General features: G+C 74.3%; 14 protein-coding genes. 8 read left to right on the top strand and 6 right to left on the bottom strand.

Features of this window, described 5'->3' with window-relative positions; all coding sequences use genetic code 11:
- Window positions 1–94 precede the first annotated feature (94 nt).
- The 7 genes from E4U92_RS00425 (at window position 95) to E4U92_RS00395 (ending at window position 11,141) form a co-directional block, all read left to right on the top strand.
- Window positions 95–1,456: a hypothetical protein gene (locus E4U92_RS00425; protein ID WP_137298199.1), complete on the top strand. Its 1,362-nt coding sequence runs from the start codon at window positions 95–97 to the stop codon at window positions 1,454–1,456.
- Window positions 1,457–1,575: 119 nt separating this feature from the next.
- Window positions 1,576–2,544: a glutamate ABC transporter substrate-binding protein gene (locus E4U92_RS00420; protein ID WP_137298198.1), complete on the top strand. Its 969-nt coding sequence runs from the start codon at window positions 1,576–1,578 to the stop codon at window positions 2,542–2,544.
- A 93-nt stretch (window positions 2,545–2,637) separates the two neighbouring features.
- Window positions 2,638–4,005, top strand: a complete 1,368-nt coding sequence (locus tag E4U92_RS00415; protein WP_137298197.1) for a coiled-coil domain-containing protein — start codon at window positions 2,638–2,640, stop codon at window positions 4,003–4,005.
- A complete protein-coding gene (locus E4U92_RS00410) occupies window positions 4,002–6,503 on the top strand; it encodes a serine/threonine-protein kinase (RefSeq protein WP_137298196.1) in 2,502 nt (833 codons plus the stop codon). Before E4U92_RS00415 ends, E4U92_RS00410 begins: the two co-directional genes overlap by 4 nt.
- 3 nt (window positions 6,504–6,506) lie before the next feature.
- A complete protein-coding gene (locus E4U92_RS00405; RefSeq protein WP_137298195.1) occupies window positions 6,507–7,811 on the top strand; it encodes a PP2C family protein-serine/threonine phosphatase in 1,305 nt (434 codons plus the stop codon).
- A 103-nt stretch (window positions 7,812–7,914) separates the two neighbouring features.
- Window positions 7,915–9,264, top strand: a complete 1,350-nt coding sequence (locus tag E4U92_RS00400; protein ID WP_137298194.1) for a vWA domain-containing protein — start codon at window positions 7,915–7,917, stop codon at window positions 9,262–9,264.
- A 47-nt stretch (window positions 9,265–9,311) separates the two neighbouring features.
- Window positions 9,312–11,141 carry an FHA domain-containing protein gene (locus E4U92_RS00395; protein WP_137298193.1) on the top strand — a complete coding sequence of 610 codons (1,830 nt, stop codon included), beginning with the start codon at window positions 9,312–9,314 and terminating at the stop codon, window positions 11,139–11,141.
- A gap of 30 nt (window positions 11,142–11,171) precedes the next feature.
- Here E4U92_RS00395 and E4U92_RS00390 read toward each other — a convergent pair whose 3' ends face one another.
- A complete protein-coding gene (locus tag E4U92_RS00390; protein WP_137298192.1) occupies window positions 11,172–12,137 on the bottom strand; it encodes a methyltransferase domain-containing protein in 966 nt (321 codons plus the stop codon).
- Between the two features lie 138 nt (window positions 12,138–12,275).
- On the opposite strand from E4U92_RS00390, the gene E4U92_RS00385 reads away from it, so the two are divergent.
- Window positions 12,276–12,689, top strand: a complete 414-nt coding sequence (locus E4U92_RS00385; protein WP_137298191.1) for a globin — start codon at window positions 12,276–12,278, stop codon at window positions 12,687–12,689.
- 77 nt (window positions 12,690–12,766) lie between these two features.
- On the opposite strand, the gene E4U92_RS00380 is transcribed toward E4U92_RS00385, so the two are convergent.
- From E4U92_RS00380 to E4U92_RS00360, 5 genes are all read right to left on the bottom strand, one after another.
- Window positions 12,767–13,435, bottom strand: a complete 669-nt coding sequence (locus tag E4U92_RS00380) for a DUF8185 domain-containing protein (protein WP_137298190.1) — start codon at window positions 13,433–13,435, stop codon at window positions 12,767–12,769.
- Window positions 13,432–13,848 carry an acyl-CoA thioesterase gene (locus E4U92_RS00375; protein ID WP_067236435.1) on the bottom strand — a complete coding sequence of 139 codons (417 nt, stop codon included), beginning with the start codon at window positions 13,846–13,848 and terminating at the stop codon, window positions 13,432–13,434. The genes E4U92_RS00380 and E4U92_RS00375 overlap by 4 nt, the downstream gene beginning before the upstream one ends.
- A gap of 6 nt (window positions 13,849–13,854) precedes the next feature.
- Complete coding sequence (gene ettA / locus E4U92_RS00370; protein ID WP_137298189.1) at window positions 13,855–15,519, bottom strand: energy-dependent translational throttle protein EttA; 1,665 nt, start codon at window positions 15,517–15,519, stop codon at window positions 13,855–13,857.
- 131 nt (window positions 15,520–15,650) lie between these two features.
- A complete protein-coding gene (locus tag E4U92_RS00365) occupies window positions 15,651–17,057 on the bottom strand; it encodes a thioester domain-containing protein (RefSeq protein WP_137298188.1) in 1,407 nt (468 codons plus the stop codon).
- Between the two features lie 294 nt (window positions 17,058–17,351).
- Complete coding sequence (locus E4U92_RS00360) at window positions 17,352–17,870, bottom strand: single-stranded DNA-binding protein (RefSeq protein WP_137298187.1); 519 nt, start codon at window positions 17,868–17,870, stop codon at window positions 17,352–17,354.
- Window positions 17,871–18,133: the final 263 nt, after the last annotated feature.

Raw genomic sequence — 18,133 nt, 5'->3', positions numbered from 1 at the left:
GCACCGAGATCCCGCGACGCGGGGTTCGCACCGCCGGTCGCGGCAGCGATACTTTGCCGCGGGACGTGACCATGGGGGAGGTCAGGCAGTGGCCATGACGCCGACGATCACCGCGGCACCGCCGCCGCCTCGCCGTACGGCGTTCGCCGAGGGCCTGGACCGGCTGCGGGCGGCCGCCACCACCGAGCCGGGGCGGCTGCGCGCCCTCGGCGCCGTGCTCGCCCTGCTCGTCCTCGCCTTCGGCTCCGTCGCCGCCTGGCAGACCACCGACCGCGCGGCCGCCGCCGACGACGTGCTGCACAAGAGCCAGCCGCTCAGCTCGGCGGCGGCCGACATCTACCGCTCCCTCGCGGACGCCAACACGGCCGCCTCCAGCGGCTTCCTGGCGGGCGGCCAGGAGAGCGCCGGGACCCGCGACCGGTACGAGCGGGACATCGACACCGCGGCGGCCGGACTCGTCACCGCCGCGGAGAGCTCCGACCCCGGCTCGCCCTCCGCCGCGTCGATCACCCGGCTCAACACCCTGCTGCCGGAGTACAAGGGCCTGGTGGAGCGCGCCCGCACCTACAACCGGCAGGGCTTCCCGGTGGGCGGCGCCTACCTGCGCTACGCCAACGAGAAGATGCAGCAGGAGATGCTGCCGGCCGCGGAGAAGCTGTACCAGAAGGAGAACCAGCGGCTGGAGCACGACTACGCGGACGCCACGCCCTACCCGTGGGCGGCGATCGCGCTCGGCGTCCTCGCGCTCGCCGCGCTGGCCTGGGCGCAGCACCGCACCTACCGCCGCACGAACCGGGTCCTCAACCACGGCCTGGTCGCGGCCACGGCGGCCACCGGGATCGTCCTGCTCTGGCTGGTCGTCGGGCACAGCGTCGCCCGCGCCGGCCTGGACGACTCCTACGACCACGGCGTCCGCTCGATGGACGTCCTGCACGACGCCCGGGTCGCCTCCCTGAAGGCGCGCGGCAACGAGAACCTCACCCTGGTGTCCCGCGGCGCCGAGACGGTGAAGGTGACCGCGGACGGCAAGGAACGGACGGTCGACCGTTACGACCACGACTTCACCACCGACATGGCTCTCCTGGCCAAGGGCCTGGACCGGGCCGCCGACCTGGCCGACGACCGCGCCGGCAGGCAGCCGGTCACCGCGGCCGAGGGCAACATGACCGAGTGGCGCCGTCGGCACGCCGCCGCCCGCGACCAGGACGACAACGGCAACTACCAGCAGGCGCTGGCGCTGGTGATCGGCGCCGAGGGATCGACCGGCGACTGCTTCGACAGCGTCGACGACCACCTCGACACGGCGCTCGCCCACGAGCAGCGCCAGTTCCTGCGGGCGGCCGGCGACGGTCGGGACGCCCTGACCGGCCTGCCGGCCGGCGCCGCCGTGCTCGCCGTCCTCGCGGCGGCTGGCGCGGTCGCCGGCATCGGCCGACGGCTGTCGGAGTACCGGTGAGAGGGGGCGCGGTGATCACAGAGAGGCGTACGCGGCGCGGGCGGGCCGGGCTGGGGGGCGTCACCGGCCGGACAGGGTTGCGCCGCCGTCTCCCCCGCGGCTGGGGCGGGGTCGGCGCGATGGCACTCGCCTGCGCCCTCGCGCTGGCGTTCGTGCTGCTGCTGCCGCGGGCCGGGGCGCACGGCGAGGGCCCCGAACGGGACGGCGGGGCCGCCGGGCAGGGCAGCACGGCGGCCCACGAGCACTGCACCGCGCCGGAGCAGCAGACCCTCGCGCCGTCCGGCGCCGACGGGCCGACGATCAGCAGGATCAAGGCCCGCCAGGGCGAGAAGCGCAAGCTGATCGTAGGCGTCGACCAGAACAGCTACCGCTGGGGCTACCGCAACCCCAACAACGCCGGCGCCCAGCTCGAGGGCTTCGACATCGACCTGGTCCACCGGATCGCCCAGGACATCCTCGGCGACCCGGACGCCGTCCAGTTCAAGGCGATCCCCACCGACCAGCGCGTCCCGGCGATCCAGCAGGGCCGGGTGGACATGGTGGTGCGCACCATGACCATCACCTGCAACCGGCTGGGCGAAGTGGCCTTCTCCGCGCCGTACTTCAGGACCGGCCAGCAGGTGCTCGCCCCCCGGTCGTCGCCGATCACCGGCTATGCCTCGCTGGCGCACCAGAAGGTGTGCACGGCGGCCGGTTCGACCGCCAACACCCAGCTCACGGAGGACCGCAGGACGGGCCGGCTGCCCGCGTCCGCGGACATCTCCCTCACCGTGCCCAACCAGCTCGACTGCCTCGTGCGGCTCCAACTCGGCGAGGCGGACGCGGTGGTGACCGACGGCGCGCTCGCCGCCAGCCAGGCCGCGCAGGACCCGACGGTCACGCTCAAGGGCGCGCCGTTCACCACGGAGTACTACGGCGTGGCGATGAAGAAGGACGCGGACGATCTGGTACGCCGGGTCAATCAGATCCTGGTGGAGTACCGCGCGAACGGCTGGCAGGCGTCGTACGACACCTGGCTGTCGGCCACACTGGGGAAGGACGCGACCGCGTCGCGGCCGCCCGTGCCCCGGTACCTGCGCACGGGCTGACGGCAGGGCACAGGAGGGCGGGGAGCGCACCGGGCGGGACCGGCGCACGGCCAGGGCAGACACGAGGACTTACACAGCAGCGAGAGGTGATCGATGGGCGTCACGGACCCCGCCGGGCCGGTGATGGACCGGGACGAGGTGGACCGTGCGCTGGCGCGGCTCGGCCAGGAGCACGAGGCGATCGAGACCTCGCTGCTCGCCCTCCAGGACCACGCGGGCCGCCGGCTCCTGGAGGGCGCCGAGCTGACGGGCGTGACCCAGGAGCGCTGGACGGCCACGGAGGCGTCCATCACGCTGCTGTGGACGTATTTCGACGCCTACACGGACGCGCTGCGCACCGCCCGGGACATCCGCTCGCGCCGCCGCTGGTCCAGCCGCGAGGACCTGGTGGAGCTGACGGAGCTGCTGCGCGGCGAGAGCGTCACGGTCGCCGACTCCGCCGGCTCCGTCGCCCACGCGTCCACGCTGCACGGCACCGGCCGGCTCAGCCACCGCTTCACGCTGGCCGCGCTGGTGGACCGGATGAACGAGCTGTACGCGTCCTCGCTGGACGTGGTGGTCGCCGCCGACGCGGTGTGGTCGGCTCTGCCCGCGCGGATCGACCTGCTGGCCGCGGAACTCCAGCGCACCCGGCAGCTCGCGCACTCCGTCGGTGTGCGCCCGGGCGAACACCCCTCGGGCGACGACCTGGAGGGCATCACCCGCACGCTGACCGCGCTGCGCGCCCGGGTCATCTCCGACCCGCTGGCCTTCTGGGTGCCCGCGCAGGGCAGTTCCGCGCCGGGCGGCGGCCGGCCCGACACCACGGTGTACGACCGGGAGGCGCGGGCTCTGGAGGACGTGCGCCGCGAGATCGACGCGGTGCTGACGGTGCGTCAGGACGCGGAGAAGCGGCTGGTGCACCTGCGCGACGTCCTCTCCCGCGCCGACCGCACCCTCGCCGAGGCGCGCACCGCGCGCGGTGAGGTGCTGGCCAAGATCGCCGCCACCGAGGTGCCGGTGGTCAGCGGCCCGCCCACCGCGCTCCAGGAGCAGCTCGCGACCGCCGCCGAGTACCGCCGGCAGGGCCAGTGGCACCGGCTGTCCCCGCTCCTGGAGTCGCTGGAGGAGAAGGCCGAGGACGAACTGCTGCGCGCCCGCGAGTCGTTGACCGCGGTCACCGCGCCGCTCGCGGTCCGCGCGGAGCTGCGCGGCCGCCTCGACGCCTACAAGGCGAAGGTCGCCCGGCACGGCCTGGCGGAGGACCCGTTCCTGGTCGAGCGGTACGACGCGGCGCGCCGCATGCTGTGGAGCGCGCCGTGCGACCTGCGCGTCGCCGAACAGGCCGTGCTGCGCTACCAGCAGGCCGCCGCCGAACAGCTCGGCACCCCGCGGGTGCCGGGGCAGGGCGGGCCGCAGGACGGCCACGGCAGCCACAGCGGACACGGGGGCCACGAGGGCAGGGGGGAGCAGACGCCATGAGTCAGGCGGGGCAGCCGTGCCAGCGGCCGGGCTGCGAGGGGTCGTACGAGGACATGGGCGGCGGCGAGCTGTACTGCGGCACCTGCGGGCTCGCCCCGGTGGTCTCCGGCAGCGGCCTGGCCCGCTCCGCGCCCACCCATGTCGGCGGCGGCAAGAGCGGTCCGGACAGCGGCAGTTCTCGCTCCGCGCGCTCCTCGCGCACGGCCTCGCAGTCGGCGCGGTCACGGCGCTCGGTGTCGGGCCGCCTGTCGCGCGAGCTGTCGGGCGCGTCGACCGGCCGCTCGGTGTCGGTGCGCAGCTCCGGCTCCTCGGCCGGCTCCTCCGGGCGGGCCCGGCTCGGCGCCGGACTGGTGTCGGTGCCCCAGGTGCCGCGCCCCGACCCGCGCGCGATGGTGCTGGACGACCCGGAGGTGCCCGAACGCAAGCGGTTCTGCTCCCGCTCCGACTGCGGTGCGCCGGTGGGCCGTTCGCGCGGGGAGCTGCCGGGGCGCACCGAGGGCTTCTGCACCAAGTGCGGCCACCCCTACTCGTTCGTGCCGAAGCTGAAGGCCGGCGACGTCGTGCACGGCCAGTACGAGGTCATGGGCTGTCTGGCGCACGGCGGGCTCGGCTGGATCTACCTCGCCGTGGACCGCGCGGTCTCCGACCGGTGGGTCGTCCTCAAGGGCCTGCTGGACACCGGCGACCAGGACGCGATGGCCGCCGCGATCTCCGAGCGACGCTTCCTCGCCGAGATCGAGCACGCCAACATCGTGCGGATCTACAACTTCGTCGAGCACCTCGACCAGCGGACCGGGTCGCTGGACGGGTACATCGTCATGGAGTACGTCGGCGGCAAGTCCCTCAAGGAGATCGCCAACGCCCGCCGCACGCCCGACGGCCGGCGCGACCCGCTGCCCGTGGAGCAGGCCTGCGCCTACGGCATCGAGGCGCTGGAGGCGCTCGGCCACCTGCACAGCCGCAACCTGCTGTACTGCGACTTCAAGGTCGACAACGCCATCCAGACCGAGGACCAGCTCAAGCTGATCGACATGGGCGCCGTGCGCCGCATGGACGACGCCGAGTCGGCGATCTACGGCACGGTGGGCTACCAGGCCCCCGAGGTCGCCGACGCCGGGCCGTCCGTGGCGTCCGACCTCTACACGGTCGGCCGCACCCTCGCCGTCCTCACCTTCGACTTCCAGGGCTACACCTCCGTCTACGCGGACGCCCTGCCCGACCCCGACCACATCGAGGTGTTCCGCGCCTACGAGTCGTTCTACCGGCTGCTGGTGCGCGCCACCGACCCCGACCCGGCTCGCCGGTTCGCCTCCGCGCAGGAGATGGCCGAGCAGCTCACGGGCGTGCTCCGCGAGGTCGTCTCCCTGCAGACGGGGCGGGCGCGCCCCGCGCTGTCCACGCTGTTCGGGCCGGAGACCCGGGTGACGGACACGGAGCTGTTCCCGCGCCTGGACGGGGAGGTGTCCCGGCTGGGGGCGCGCACGGACCGGACCGGACGGCCCCTCGCCCCGCAGCCGGGCGGCGCCGGCAGCACCGGCCGCGCCGGTGCGGTGTCCGGGCTGGTCAGACCCGTCGACGCCGGTGCCGCCGCGCTCGCCCTGCCCGTGCCGCACGTCGACCCCGCCGACCCCAACGCCGGTTTCCTCGCGGGCCTGGTGACCACCGCGCCGGGCGAGCTGCTCACCGCGCTCGCGGCGGCGCCCGCGCCCTCCGTGGAGACCCGGCTGCGGCAGGTGCGCGCCCGGCTGGAGAACGGCGACCTCGAGGACGCCCTCGCCACCCTGGCGACGCTGGAGGCCGAACGGCCCGACGACTGGCGGGTCGTCTGGTACCGGGGGGTGAGCGCCCTGGTCACCGGCGACCACGAGGGCGCCGCCCTCGCCTTCGACGCGATCTACGACGCGTTCCCGGGTGAACCCGTGCCGAAGCTGGCCCTCGGCCTGTGCGCCGAGCTGCTGCACCAGCTCGACAACGCCGCCGAGTACTACCGGCTGGTCTGGGCGACCGACCCGAGCCATGTGAGCGCCGCGTTCGGTCTCGCGCGCGTGCAGCTCGCCGCCGGGGACCGCCGGGCCGCCGTACGGACGCTGGAGTCGGTGCCGGAGTCGTCCGTCCACTGCGTCGCCGCCCGGGTCGCCGCCGTGCGGGCCCGGCTGCGGCAACGGACGGCCACCGCCGGGGACGTACCCTTCCTGGAGGACCTCACCGCCGCGGCGGCCCAGGTCGAGGCGCTGGACGCCTACGGCCTCGACCCCACGCGGCGCGAGCAGTTGTCCGCCGAAGTCCTCGGCAGCGCGCTGGACTGGATACTCTCCGGTGGCCGCGACGCCGCCCCGGACGCCCGGCGCACGCTGCTCGGCAGTGAACTGGACGAGCGGGGCCTGCGCTTCGGACTGGAGCGTTCGTACCGCACGCTGGCCCGGCTCGCGCCCGGCGGTGAGGAGAGGATCGATCTGGTGGAACGTGCCAACCGTTACCGCCCCCGGACGTGGGTGTAGTTGATGTCGCAGATGCCCCGGCAGGCCGCGCTGTCGAAGTGCCCGAGCTGTGCCGAGCCGCTCGAATCGGGTGACCGCTTCTGCGGCGCGTGCGGGTACGACCTGTCCGCCGTGCCGCCGCCCCCGCCCGACCACCCGACGCTCGCGATGAACGGCGCGGCGCTCCCGGACGCCCCCCAGGGCCCGCCCGCCACCGCGGCCGAGCCCCTGCCCGCCCCCGCACCGCAGACGCCCACCGCGCCGCCTGCCGCCGCCGTACCGTCGGCGTCCGCGGCCGCGCCGTCGCCCGCGCCCACCCCCGGCGTGCGGTTCGACCGGGCGCCCGAGCCCGACGAGTACCCGCTCCAGGCGCCCGACCCGCGCGTCACCGCCGACACCGCGCCGGACGCCGGGCCCGTCCCCGTGTGCGTGGCCTGCCGCGCGGGCCGGGTCGACGGCGACGGCTACTGCGAGAACTGCGGGCACGCGCAGCCACGCGAACGCGACCACCTGGAGCAGGAGTTCGGCCCGGTCGCCGCCGTGAGCGACCGCGGACTGCGCCACCACCGCAACGAAGACGCCTTCGCCCTCGGCCACACCGCGCTGCCCGACGGCACGCACGCGACCGTGGCGATCGTCTGCGACGGCGTGTCCTCCGCGACCCGCCCCGACGACGCCTCGCTCGCCGCCTCCCGCACCGCCTGCGACTCCCTGGTGGCCGCCCTGGCCCACGGCACCCACCCGCAGCAGGCCATGCACGACGCCATCGTCGCCGCCGCCCGCGCCGTCGACGCGCTGGCCGCCGAACCGGCCACGGCCCGCGAGCACGCCCCGCACCAGAACGCCCCCGCCTGCACGTTCGTCGGCTCGGTCGTCACCGCCGGCCTGCTGGTCGTCGGCTGGGTCGGCGACAGCCGCGCCTACTGGATCCCGGACGACCGCTCCCCCGCCGCCCGGCTCACCGAGGACGACTCCTGGGCCGCGCAGATGGTCGCCGCCGGCCTGATGAGCGAGGCCGAGGCGTACGCCGACGAGCGCGCCCACGCGATCACCGGCTGGCTCGGCGCCGACGCCTACGAACTGGAGCCGCACACCGCCGCGTTCAAACCGGACCGGCCCGGGGTGGTCGTGGTCTGCACCGACGGCCTGTGGAACTACGCCGAGGCGGCCGAGGAGATGGCCGGGGCCGTCCCCCGCGACGCCGCCGTACGCCCCCTGCACAGCGCCCGGGTCCTCGTCGGGCACGCCCTGGACGGCGGGGGCCACGACAACGTAACAGTGGCCGTCGTCCCGTTCCCGGCGCCGCCGCAAGGGGCAGGATCGGCCTGAGCGACCCGCACAGAACGGGGAAACCTCACCGTCCCGGAGGGGACCGGGGCGGGAGGAGTCGTCACTCCGCGGCCGCCGCGGGGCCTTCAAGGGGGATGTGGGCATGGCCAATTTCGCGAAACCGAACGTGCCGCAGTTCGCGGTGGACGTCTACCAGAACGAGTACCTGCCCGAGGGCGGGCGCGAGGTGAACGCGATCGTCACGGTCACCGCCACCGGCGGCGGCACGGTCGGCGGTGCGGTCGGCGCCCCGCACCTGTACGCGGCGAGCCGGGGCCCGTCGGCCGCCGTGGCGCTCATGGTCGACTGCTCGGGCTCCATGGACTACCCGCCCGCCAAGATGCGCAACGCCCGCGACGCCACGGCCGCCGCCGTGGACACCCTGCGCGACGGCGTGCACTTCGCGGTGATCGCCGGCACCCACGTGGCCAAGGAGGTCTACCCCGGCGGCGGGCGCCTCGCGGTCGCCGACGCGGCCACCCGCGAGCAGGCCAAGCAGGCGCTGCGCCGGCTCCACGCGGGCGGCGGCACCGCCATCGGCACCTGGCTGCGCCTCGCCGACCGGCTGCTGTCCTCGGCCGACGTCGCCATCCGCCACGGCATCCTGCTCACCGACGGCCGCAACGAGCACGAGTCGCCGCAGGACCTCAAGGCCGCACTCGACGACTGCGCCGGCCGCTTCACCTGCGACGCACGAGGTGTGGGCACCGACTGGGAAGTGAAAGAAGTCACAGGGATCGCCTCCGCGCTGCTCGGCACCGCCGACATCGTCGCCGACCCGGCGGGCCTGGCCGCCGACTTCACGCGGATGATGGAGACGGCCATGGGCAAGGAGGTCGCGGACGTCGCGCTGCGGCTGTGGACCCCGGTCGGCACGACCGTGCGGTTCGTCAAGCAGGTCGCCCCGGCCGTCGAGGACCTGACCGGCCGCCGCACCGAGTCCGGGCCCCGCTCCGGCGACTACCCCACCGGCTCCTGGGGCGACGAGTCCCGCGACTACCACGTGTGCGTCGAGGTCCCGCCCGCCCACATCGGCCAGGAGATGCTGGCCGCCCGCGTCTCGCTGGTCGTCCCGCAGCCCGGCACGGACAGCGCGCAGAGCCTCGGCGCCCAGGGCCTGGTCCGGGCCGTGTGGACCGACGACGTGGCCGCCTCCACCTCCCTCAACCCCCAGGTCGCGCACTACACCGGCCAGGCCGAGCTGGCGAGGACCATCCAGCAGGGCCTGGACCTCCGCAAGGCGGGCGACAGGGACGGAGCAACGGCCAAACTGGGCAGGGCCGTTCAGCTCGCAAGCGCTTCCGGCAACGCCGATACTGCGAAACTGCTTGCGAAGGTGGTGGACGTGGTCGATGCCGCGACGGGTACTGTGCGGTTGAAGGCGAAGGTCGCGGAGGCTGACGAAATGACCCTCGAGACCCGGTCCACCAAGACTGTTCGTGTAAAGAAGTGACCTGACCGTACCCAGCAGGACACCGAAGGAGAGGGGGAAGCGCCGACATGCCGACCTGCCCGAACGGACACCAGTCGGGTTCCGACGACTGGTGCGAGGTCTGCGGTCACCGCATGGCCGGTGCCGTGCCACCGCCCCCTCCGCCGCCCCCGGCCGGCGGCTACGGCTTCCCGCCGCCCCCGCCGGGCGGCCACCAGGGCCACCCCGGTCAGCCGGGCCGGCCCCTGTCCTCGGTGCCCGACCCCGAGCCGGAGCTCTGCCCGCAGTGCCGCACGCCCCGCGAGGGCGGTGCGCCGTTCTGCGAGGAGTGCCGGTGGAACTTCCTCACCAACACGGCGACCTCGTACACCCCGGCCGCCCCGCGCCCGCCGGCGCCCGCACCGGGCGGCCCGGGCGCGCCCGGTGGCCCCGGTGGTGGTCCGGGCGCTCCCGGTGGCCCGGGCGCGGGTCCCGGCGGGCGGTTCCCGTCTCCGCCGCCGTCGTTCGGCGGGCGTGACTCCTTCGACTACCAGCACTCCCGGCCGTCCCAGGTGAACCGGCCCGCCGAGCCGATCCCGCCGGCCCCGCCGTTCGGCGGCGAACCGGGCGGGCACGGCGGCCAGGGCGGACCCGGTGGCCGGGGCGGCCCCGGCGGTGGGCCGGGGTCGACGTCCGGGGGTCCGGGCGGACCGTTCGGACGGGAGCCCGGTCCCGGCCCCTCGGGCCCGTCGGGTCCTGGTGGCCCGGCCGGCGACCCCTTCCGCCGCGAGCCCTCGCACCCGTCGGGTGACCCGTACCGGCGCGAGCCGTCGGGTTCGGCCGGCGACCCCTTCCGACGTGAGCCCTCGGGCCCGGCCGGCGACCCCTTCGGCCGTGAGCCGTCCGGACAGTCCGGCGACCCCTTCGGCCGTGAGCCCTCGGGTCCCTCCGGTGGCCCGGGCGGTCCGGTCGGCGGTCCTGGTGGCGGTTTCGGCGGCCCCGGTTCCGGTCCCGGCGGTGCTCCCGGACCGTACGGCCGCGACACCTCGGGCCGGCCGGGCGGCGGTCCCGGTGGCCCCGGCGCTCCGGGCGGCCCCTTCGGCCGTGAGCCCTTCGGCGCGCCCCCCGGCCCCGGTGGACCGGGTGGCCCGGGCGGGGCCGACCCGTCCGGCTTCGGCACCGACCCCTCGCGACAGCCGCCGCCCACGCACGGCGGGCCCGGCGGCCCCGGCCGTCCGGGCGGCCCCGGTGCGACGGACCCGGGTGCCCCCCAGGGCTACCGGTCGGCCGGCGCTCCCCCGGCCCCGCCCGCGTTCCCGCAGGAGAACCAGCGCCCCGCCCCGCCCTTCGGCGGCGGCGAGGACGACTGGGTGATCCCCCCGCCGTCCGGCCAGGCCCCCGGCGGCCCGGGCGGTCCCGGCGCGGGCCCGCAGGGCGGTGGCTACGGCTACCCCCAGCAGGGCGCGACGCAGGCCCCGCCGCCCCCGCCCGGTCCGGCGTTCCCGCAGCAGCCGGCGACCTGGACCGCGACCATCGGTCCGGACCGCGAGTACTTCATGGCGATGATGCAGCGCTCGGGACCGGAGGCCGCGGGGCTCAACCTGCCCGCGTACTCCCCGGAGCAGCAGCGCACGCTCAGGGGCAACCAGGTCACCATCGGCCGCCGCCGGCACTCCACCGGCGAGACCCCCGACATCGACCTGTCGGTGCCGCCGGAGGACCCGGGCGTGTCCCACCAGCACGCGGTGCTGGTGCAGCAGCCGGACGGCGGCTGGGCGGTCGTCGACCAGAACTCGACGAACGGCACCACGGTGAACGGCTCGGACGAGCCGATCCAGCCGTTCGTGCCGGTGCCGCTGCAGGACGGCGACCGCGTGCACGTCGGCGCGTGGACGACCATCACGGTCCGGCGCGGCTGACGCACCCCGCGGCCGGCGCTCCGGCGCCGGTCAGGGCCGTCCTTCGGGGAGGGGCCAGGCGTACGGCCCCTCCGGGTCGTCGAGCCAGGCCCAGGCCCGGTCGCCCTCGACGGTGATGCCGTAGCGGGAGCGCCCGGGCATGCCCTCGCGCCGCCACAGGGCGTACGCCTCGGGCGGTTCGAGGACGCCCCGGGTCAGGGTCACCAGGAAGCGGAACAGGTCGTCGTCCCGTGCCGGGCGCGGCACCCCGCCGAGCGCGACCGGCCCCGGGTCGGCCCGGCCCTGGCCGCGCAGCGGCACGAAGTAGGCCGCGGTGGCCAGGAAGGCGCCCTCCGCGTGGCCGGCGTCCCGGACGGTCAGCGCGATCAGCCCGGTGGCCAGCGGGACGAGGATGCGGGCACCCGGCCGGCACTGGGCGATCCAGGCCCGTGGCACCGCGCTGAGCTGGCAGGTCGCGATCACCCGGTCGAAGGGCGCCCGCTCGGGCACCCCGCGGGCACCGTCGCCGGTGACGACCAGGGGGTGGTACCCGGCGGCGTCCAGGTGGCGGCGCGCGGACTCGGTGATCTCCGGGTCCAGGTCGACGGTGGTGACCCGGTCGTCGCCGAGCCGGTGCGCGAGCAGCGCCGCGTTGTAGCCGGTGCCCGCGCCGATCTCCAGCACCCGGTGGCCGTCCTCGACCCGCAGCTCGGCCAGCATCAGCGCCATGAGGGACGGCTGGCTGCTGGAGGAGACGAGTTCCCCGTCGCGCAGCCGGGTGGCCAGCGGGGTGTCCTCGTAGGCGCCGCGCAGCCACCGCTCGCGGGCGGTGGGGTCGGGGCTCTCGCCCCAGCGGCGTTCGTAGCCGGTGACCGTGGCGACGTAGTAGTACGGGACGAAGAGGTGGCGCGGGACCGCGGTGAACGCCTCGCGCCAGCGCGGGTCGGCGGCGAAGGCGCCGCTCGCCTCGATCTCCCGCACCAGCGCGGCCCGCGCCGCGACAGCATCCGCACCCATGCCTCCACTGTGCGGCCCGCGACGGCCCCCGGCGAGTACGCCTTCCCGCCACACGTGCCGCCGGGGCGTGCCGTCGGCGTTCCTGGGCCGCCGTCGGCGTCCCTAGGCCCTGCGTCCTAGGTCCCGCCGTCTGAGACCATGGGGGACGTGAAAGAGATTCGGCGCGGCACGCTTCAGGAGCAGACCTTCTTCGAGCAGGTCGGCGGGGAGGAGACCTTCCGCCGGCTGGTGCACCGTTTCTACCAGGGCGTCGCCGAGGACCCGGTGCTGCGCCCCATGTACCCGGAGGAGGACCTCGGCCCGGCCGAGGAGCGCCTGGCGCTGTTCCTCATGCAGTACTGGGGCGGCCCGACGACCTACAGCGACAACCGCGGCCATCCCCGGCTGCGGATGCGGCACGCCCCCTTCGCCGTCGACCGGGCCGCGCACGACGCGTGGCTGCGGCACATGCGGGATGCCGTCGAGGAACTCGGCCTGTCCGAGGAGCACGAGACGACGCTGTGGAACTACCTGACGTACGCGGCACGCTCGATGGTGAACACCCCGGACTGACGGGCCCGGACGTCGGATTCCGGCCCCCTGCGCCGGAATCCGATCACGGTCGTCACTCCTGATGCACGCCGGTTCACTCAGCGCACGCTGAGCCCCAACGCCCCGAGCCCCGACCGCCGTACGGCGACGGACCCGTAGGGTGTGCGCAGCCGCAGCCACGCCCCGGCGGAGAGCAGCGCCACGGCGCCACCGGGCCGCAGGAAGCCCAGCGACTGGGCCGCGTGCACGGCCCGTACGGGCAGCCCGGTCTCCGCGACCGTCCGGGACCAGATGTCCCGCCCGATGGCGTCGAGTTCGGCCCGCGTACGCCGTTCGGCAGCCAACTCCTCGGTCCGTGACCGGAATTCGGCGACGGCAGCGGACACCAGGGAACGCAGCGCGTCCGCGTCGGGCAGCCCGCCCTCCGGCTGCCAGCCCGAACGCGGCGGCAGCAGCCCGGCCCACGGCGGCCCGGTGACCGCGCCGGGCACGCCCGCCGTGGCCGCGGCCTCGTCGACGGCTTCCAGCAGCTCACCGGCCGAGACGGTCACGTCGAGCGTGAGGTCCAGCCCGTCCTCGTACGGCTTGGCCAGCCGCACCGCGCGGATCGCCAGGACCTCGAAGGACGGCGGCCGCCCGAAGACGGCCAGCGCGGTGCCCGCGGCCTGCAGGCGCACCGCGGCCGAACGGTCGTAGTGGAGCAGCCGGGAGAGGAAGGCGGCCAGGTCGGCCGCCTCCGTCTCGTCGGCGAGGTGCAGCACGGTCATGCGGCGACGGCCCCCTGGCCGGAGGCGTCGTCCGTGTACTCCTTGAGGAACGCGCGCTCCTCGTCGGTGATCCGCCGGGGCCGCTGCGCCGTGAAGTCGAACGGCACGATGACGGTCGAGGCGCGCACGTAGACCACGTCGTCGTCCTTCACCTCGTAGGCGATGGTGAAGGACGCGGCGCGTATCTCGGTGATCCACAGCTCGATGTCCACCGGGCGGTGCCGGTGGACGAGCTGCCGCTTGTAGTCGATCTCGTGGCGCGCCACCACGGACCCCTGCTGGAAGTCCTTGTCCGGGCGGAACAGGAAGTCGATACGGGCTTCCTCCAGGTAGCGGAGGAACACCACGTTGTTGACGTGGCCGTACGCGTCCATGTCCGCCCAGCGCAGCGGGCAGCGGTAGAGGTGCCGCAAGACCGATCAGCCCCGGGTCAGCTTCTTGTAGGTGGCCCGGTGCGGGCGGGCGGCGTCGGGACCGAGCCGCTCGACCTTGTTCTTCTCGTACGACTCGAAGTTGCCCTCGAACCAGAACCACTTGGAGTCACCCTCGTAGGCGAGGATGTGCGTGGCGACGCGGTCCAGGAACCACCGGTCGTGGGAGACGACCACGGCGCAGCCGGGGAACTCCAGCAGCGCGTTCTCCAGGCTGGAGAGGGTCTCGACGTCGAGGTCGTTGGTGGGCTCGTCGAGGAGCAGCAGGTTGCCGCCCTGCTTGAGGGTGAGCGCGAGGTTGAGGCGGTTGCGCTCACCGCCGGAGAGCACGCCGGCCGGCTTCTGCTGGTCCGGGCCCTTGAAGCCGAAGGCGGACACGTAGGCCCGGGACGGCATCTCGACCTGGCCGACGTTGATGTAGTCGAGCTCGTCGGAGACGACGGCCCACAGCGTCTTCTTGGGGTCGATGTTCTCGCGGCTCTGGTCGACGTAGGAGATCTTGACGGTCTCGCCGACCTTGATGGTGCCGGAGTCCGGCGTCTCCAGGCCCTGGATCATCTTGAACAGCGTGGTCTTGCCGGCGCCGTTCGGGCCGATGACGCCGACGATGCCGTTGCGCGGCAGGGTGAAGGAGAGGTCGTCGATGAGCACCTTCTCACCGAAGGCCTTGCGGAGGTTGTTGACCTCGACGACGATGCTGCCCAGCCGCGGCCCCGGCGGGATCTGGATCTCCTCGAAGTCCAGCTTCCGCATCTTCTCGGCTTCGGCGGCCATCTCCTCGTAGCGGGCCAGACGCGCCTTCGACTTGGCCTGCCGCCCCTTGGCGTTGGAGCGGACCCACTCCAGCTCCTCCTTGAGGCGCTTGGCGCGCTTGGCGTCCTTCTGCCCCTCGACCTTCAGACGGGTCTGCTTGGTCTCCAGGTACGTGGAGTAGTTGCCCTCGTACGGGTAGGCACGGCCACGGTCGAGCTCGAGGATCCACTCGGCGACGTTGTCGAGGAAGTACCGGTCGTGGGTGATGGCCACGACCGTGCCGGCGTACTTGGCCAGGTGCTGCTCCAGCCAGTTCACCGACTCGGCGTCGAGGTGGTTGGTGGGCTCGTCGAGGAGCAGCAGGTCGGGGGCCTCCAGCAGCAGCTTGCACAGCGCGACGCGGCGGCGCTCACCACCGGAGAGGTTGGTGACGGACCAGTCGCCGGGCGGGCAGCCCAGGGCGTCCATGGCCTGCTCGAGCTGGGCGTCCAGGTCCCACGCCTCGGCGTGGTCGAGCTCCTCCTGGAGCTTGCCCATCTCCTCCAGCAGCGCGTCGGAGTAGTCGGTCGCCATCAGCTCGGCGATCTCGTTGAACCGGTCGAGCTTGCCCTTGATCTCGGCGACACCCTCCTGGACGTTCTCCAGGACGGTCTTCTCCTCGTTCAGCGGCGGCTCCTGCAGCAGGATGCCGACGCTGTACCCGGGCGAGAGGAACGCGTCACCGTTCGACGGCTGCTCCAGCCCCGCCATGATCTTCAGCACGGTGGACTTACCGGCGCCGTTCGGGCCGACGACGCCGATCTTCGCACCCGGGAGGAAGCTCAGGGTGACATCGTCGAGGATCACCTTGTCGCCGTGCGCCTTGCGCGCCTTGCGCATGGTGTAAATGAACTCAGCCAAGAGAAACCGTCCGGCAGCTTGAAATCAGGCAGTGGGCAGATACACCCCATCTTGCCGTACCGCCACCCCTGGGCGGAAACGCATAGCGGCCGGGGCCTGTGAGCTGGGGATCTGCCGGGTGGCCCCCGCTGTCACTCCCCCGCCGCGTTCTCCCTGCGCCCCAGCAGAACCAGCACCGCTCCGCCGATCACCACCAGGGCTATGGCCGTGCCCGCTATCAGGGGGGTCGCGCTCGTGCCGCCCGTTTCTGCGAGGTTGGTGTCCGTGGTCGTGCCGCCGACCGTCGCGGGGCTGGGGTCCGCGAGGGTCTGGGTGGTCAGGTCGGCCGTCTCGGTCTCCGCGCTGCGCGTCCGGCAGTCGAGGACCCCGGTGAAGCGCTGTGCGGCGATCGTGAAGTCGTACGCCTGGTCCTCCTGCAGCGGGATCGTCACCGTGCGCGACTGGCCTGCGGCGACGGCGTACTCCGTGCCCATGAGGGAGAAGGCGAAGTCCTCGTCGCCCCGGTTGGCGGCGGTGACGTCCAGGCCGTGGTGCGTGCAGTCCTTCGCCGCCGACAGGGCCGGTACCGGCCCCCGGGCCGCCCAGGTCGCGGTCGCCGTCGCCGACACCGTCGACTCGCTGGAGCCCGCCAGGATCTGCGTCTGACTGCGGCTGTCGGCGGTGAAGGCGCGGCCCACCGGGACGGTCGTGGACGCCTGGAGCGTCAGCTCGGCCGTGCCGTCCGGGGCGCCCTCGGGGACGTCGAAGAACAGCCGGCTGCCATCGGCCGCGGTGATCACCGGCTTGCCGGCCGCGTCGACCACGCGCACCCCGGTGGTCGCCGCGTCCAGCGGCGGGATCACCGTGACGGCGCTCTCCTGCGTGCGGACGACGACCGGGCCGAGGCGCTCCCCGGGGTGGCCGGAGACCGCCGAGGTGTCGAGGGCCAGGGAGGCCGCCGGTTCCGAGACGGTGCGGGCCGCCTTCTGCAGGTAGTCCGCCAGCCCCTCGGCCTGCGGGTCCACCGCGTCGACGTCCGCGCCGTCCGAGTAGCGCCAGATCGCCACCTGCGTGCCGGCCGCCGCGTCCTGCTCGGTGAGGCCGCCGGTGACGCCCGCCTTCTTCGCGAGCGCCGCCAGGTCGTTCACCTGCGGGTAGGAGTGCTGCAGGATCCACAGCACCCGGCCCGCGTTCTTGTTCGCGGCGAGCGAGGTCCCGCTCCACTGGGTCTCGTGGTACTGGGTGTCCTTCTGCGTGGGGTTGTGCAGGTCGACGCAGTACGTCTGGAGCGTGCCGCCCCCGTCGACGGACATCTCGAACAGGCCCGCCGACACCTCCTGGTCGCCCTCGGCGCCGTGCACCACCGCGGTGCCGTACGTCTTCAGGCCGCCCATGGTGGCGGTCGCGCCGCCCTGGCTCCGCGCCGTCGCGTCGGCCGCGGCCGGCCCGGCGGCGGTCAGCGCACCGGCGGCGACGAGCCCCGACACCACGGCCGCGGCGGCGAGCCTGCGGCCCGTCCCTCGCCCGCGCGCGAACGGCGCGGAGAACCAAGAGAGCACGTAATTCCCCTCCGAGCGGGACCCGTTGACGTGGGGGGCCGGGTCCCACCAGCAGCATCAGAAGCCACACGAGCTACGTCCGGCATCCTAGAGACGCGGTGGCCCGCGCTTCCCGGCGAGGTCGTCCACGAGCCGATCCGACTCGGAATCGTTATCGCCAAGATCGCCCGCCAGCCCCTCTGAGCTGGGGTTATCGACAAATCCACCTACATGTACCGGCGCATTTGCCCTCATACGCCTCTCCTCGGGCGACCCGGGCGACCCGGGCGTCCGTCGATCGCCGGTCGGGCGCGCTCAGGTCACCGCGACCGGTTCCCGCTCGGCCTCCGCCCCGGCCACTTCGGCCACCGCGGCCGCCTCCGCCGCCGTATCCGGCGCCGGTGTCTCCCAGTTGGGCTCCGGCTGCTGCGCCGCGCCCGTCCCCGGCATGCCCGGTGCGCCCGGCTGCTCGGTCCTGACCGACCGCCGGAACGCCGCCGTACCGCGTGACAGGTCGTGGCCGATCGCCACCGCGTCGATGTCGGCCGACGTCCACCCCTGCTGCCCTTCCCGCGTCTCCGTGCGCACCTTCAACCGCCCCTGCACGATGACCGGTTCGCCGACCGACAGCGACGTCGCGACGTTCGCGGCGAGCTGCCGGTTGGCCCACACCGTGAAGAAGTTGGTGTGGCCGTCGGTCCAGGCGTTCTTCTCGCGGTCCCAGTAGCGCGCGGTCACCGCCAGCCGGAACCGCGCCGACGGCCCCGACGCCAACTCCCGGTACACCGGCTGCGTCGCCACGTTCCCCACCGCGCACACGATCGTCTCGTTCATGTCCAGCTCCCCTCCCGCCCCCGCGCCCCGCGCCGGGCGGACACCCGCACGGGCCCCTCCCGTACGGCCGCGTCCGCCGTGGCGGCGCGCCTTCACCTCGCGCACCGCCGCGGCTCCGCCACGGCCGACCGCGTTCTCGCGATCGCCGTGGAGCCAGACTGCCGCCGCACGGGCCGGGCCCGCCGAGCGCTGTGGACCACCCACAGCCTGTGGACAACTCCGTCACCCGGACGAGAACCCGCCGAGCGACCAGCAGAAGACCG

It is taken from the genome of Streptomyces galbus (genome assembly GCF_005280195.1).
Lineage (GTDB): Bacteria > Actinomycetota > Actinomycetes > Streptomycetales > Streptomycetaceae > Streptomyces > Streptomyces galbus.
This window is presented reverse-complemented; position numbering and strand designations above follow the sequence as displayed.

Coding starts and splice junctions, on each gene's coding strand:
- E4U92_RS00425 (WP_137298199.1), top strand. CDS start 95: ATGACGCCGACGATCACCGCGGCACCGCCGCCGCCTCGCCGTACGGCG.
- E4U92_RS00420 (WP_137298198.1), top strand. CDS start 1,576: ATGGCACTCGCCTGCGCCCTCGCGCTGGCGTTCGTGCTGCTGCTGCCG.
- E4U92_RS00415 (WP_137298197.1), top strand. CDS start 2,638: ATGGGCGTCACGGACCCCGCCGGGCCGGTGATGGACCGGGACGAGGTG.
- E4U92_RS00410 (WP_137298196.1), top strand. CDS start 4,002: ATGAGTCAGGCGGGGCAGCCGTGCCAGCGGCCGGGCTGCGAGGGGTCG.
- E4U92_RS00405 (WP_137298195.1), top strand. CDS start 6,507: ATGTCGCAGATGCCCCGGCAGGCCGCGCTGTCGAAGTGCCCGAGCTGT.
- E4U92_RS00400 (WP_137298194.1), top strand. CDS start 7,915: ATGGCCAATTTCGCGAAACCGAACGTGCCGCAGTTCGCGGTGGACGTC.
- E4U92_RS00395 (WP_137298193.1), top strand. CDS start 9,312: ATGCCGACCTGCCCGAACGGACACCAGTCGGGTTCCGACGACTGGTGC.
- E4U92_RS00390 (WP_137298192.1), bottom strand. CDS start 12,137: ATGGGTGCGGATGCTGTCGCGGCGCGGGCCGCGCTGGTGCGGGAGATC.
- E4U92_RS00385 (WP_137298191.1), top strand. CDS start 12,276: ATGGGGGACGTGAAAGAGATTCGGCGCGGCACGCTTCAGGAGCAGACC.
- E4U92_RS00380 (WP_137298190.1), bottom strand. CDS start 13,435: ATGACCGTGCTGCACCTCGCCGACGAGACGGAGGCGGCCGACCTGGCC.
- E4U92_RS00360 (WP_137298187.1), bottom strand. CDS start 17,870: ATGAACGAGACGATCGTGTGCGCGGTGGGGAACGTGGCGACGCAGCCG.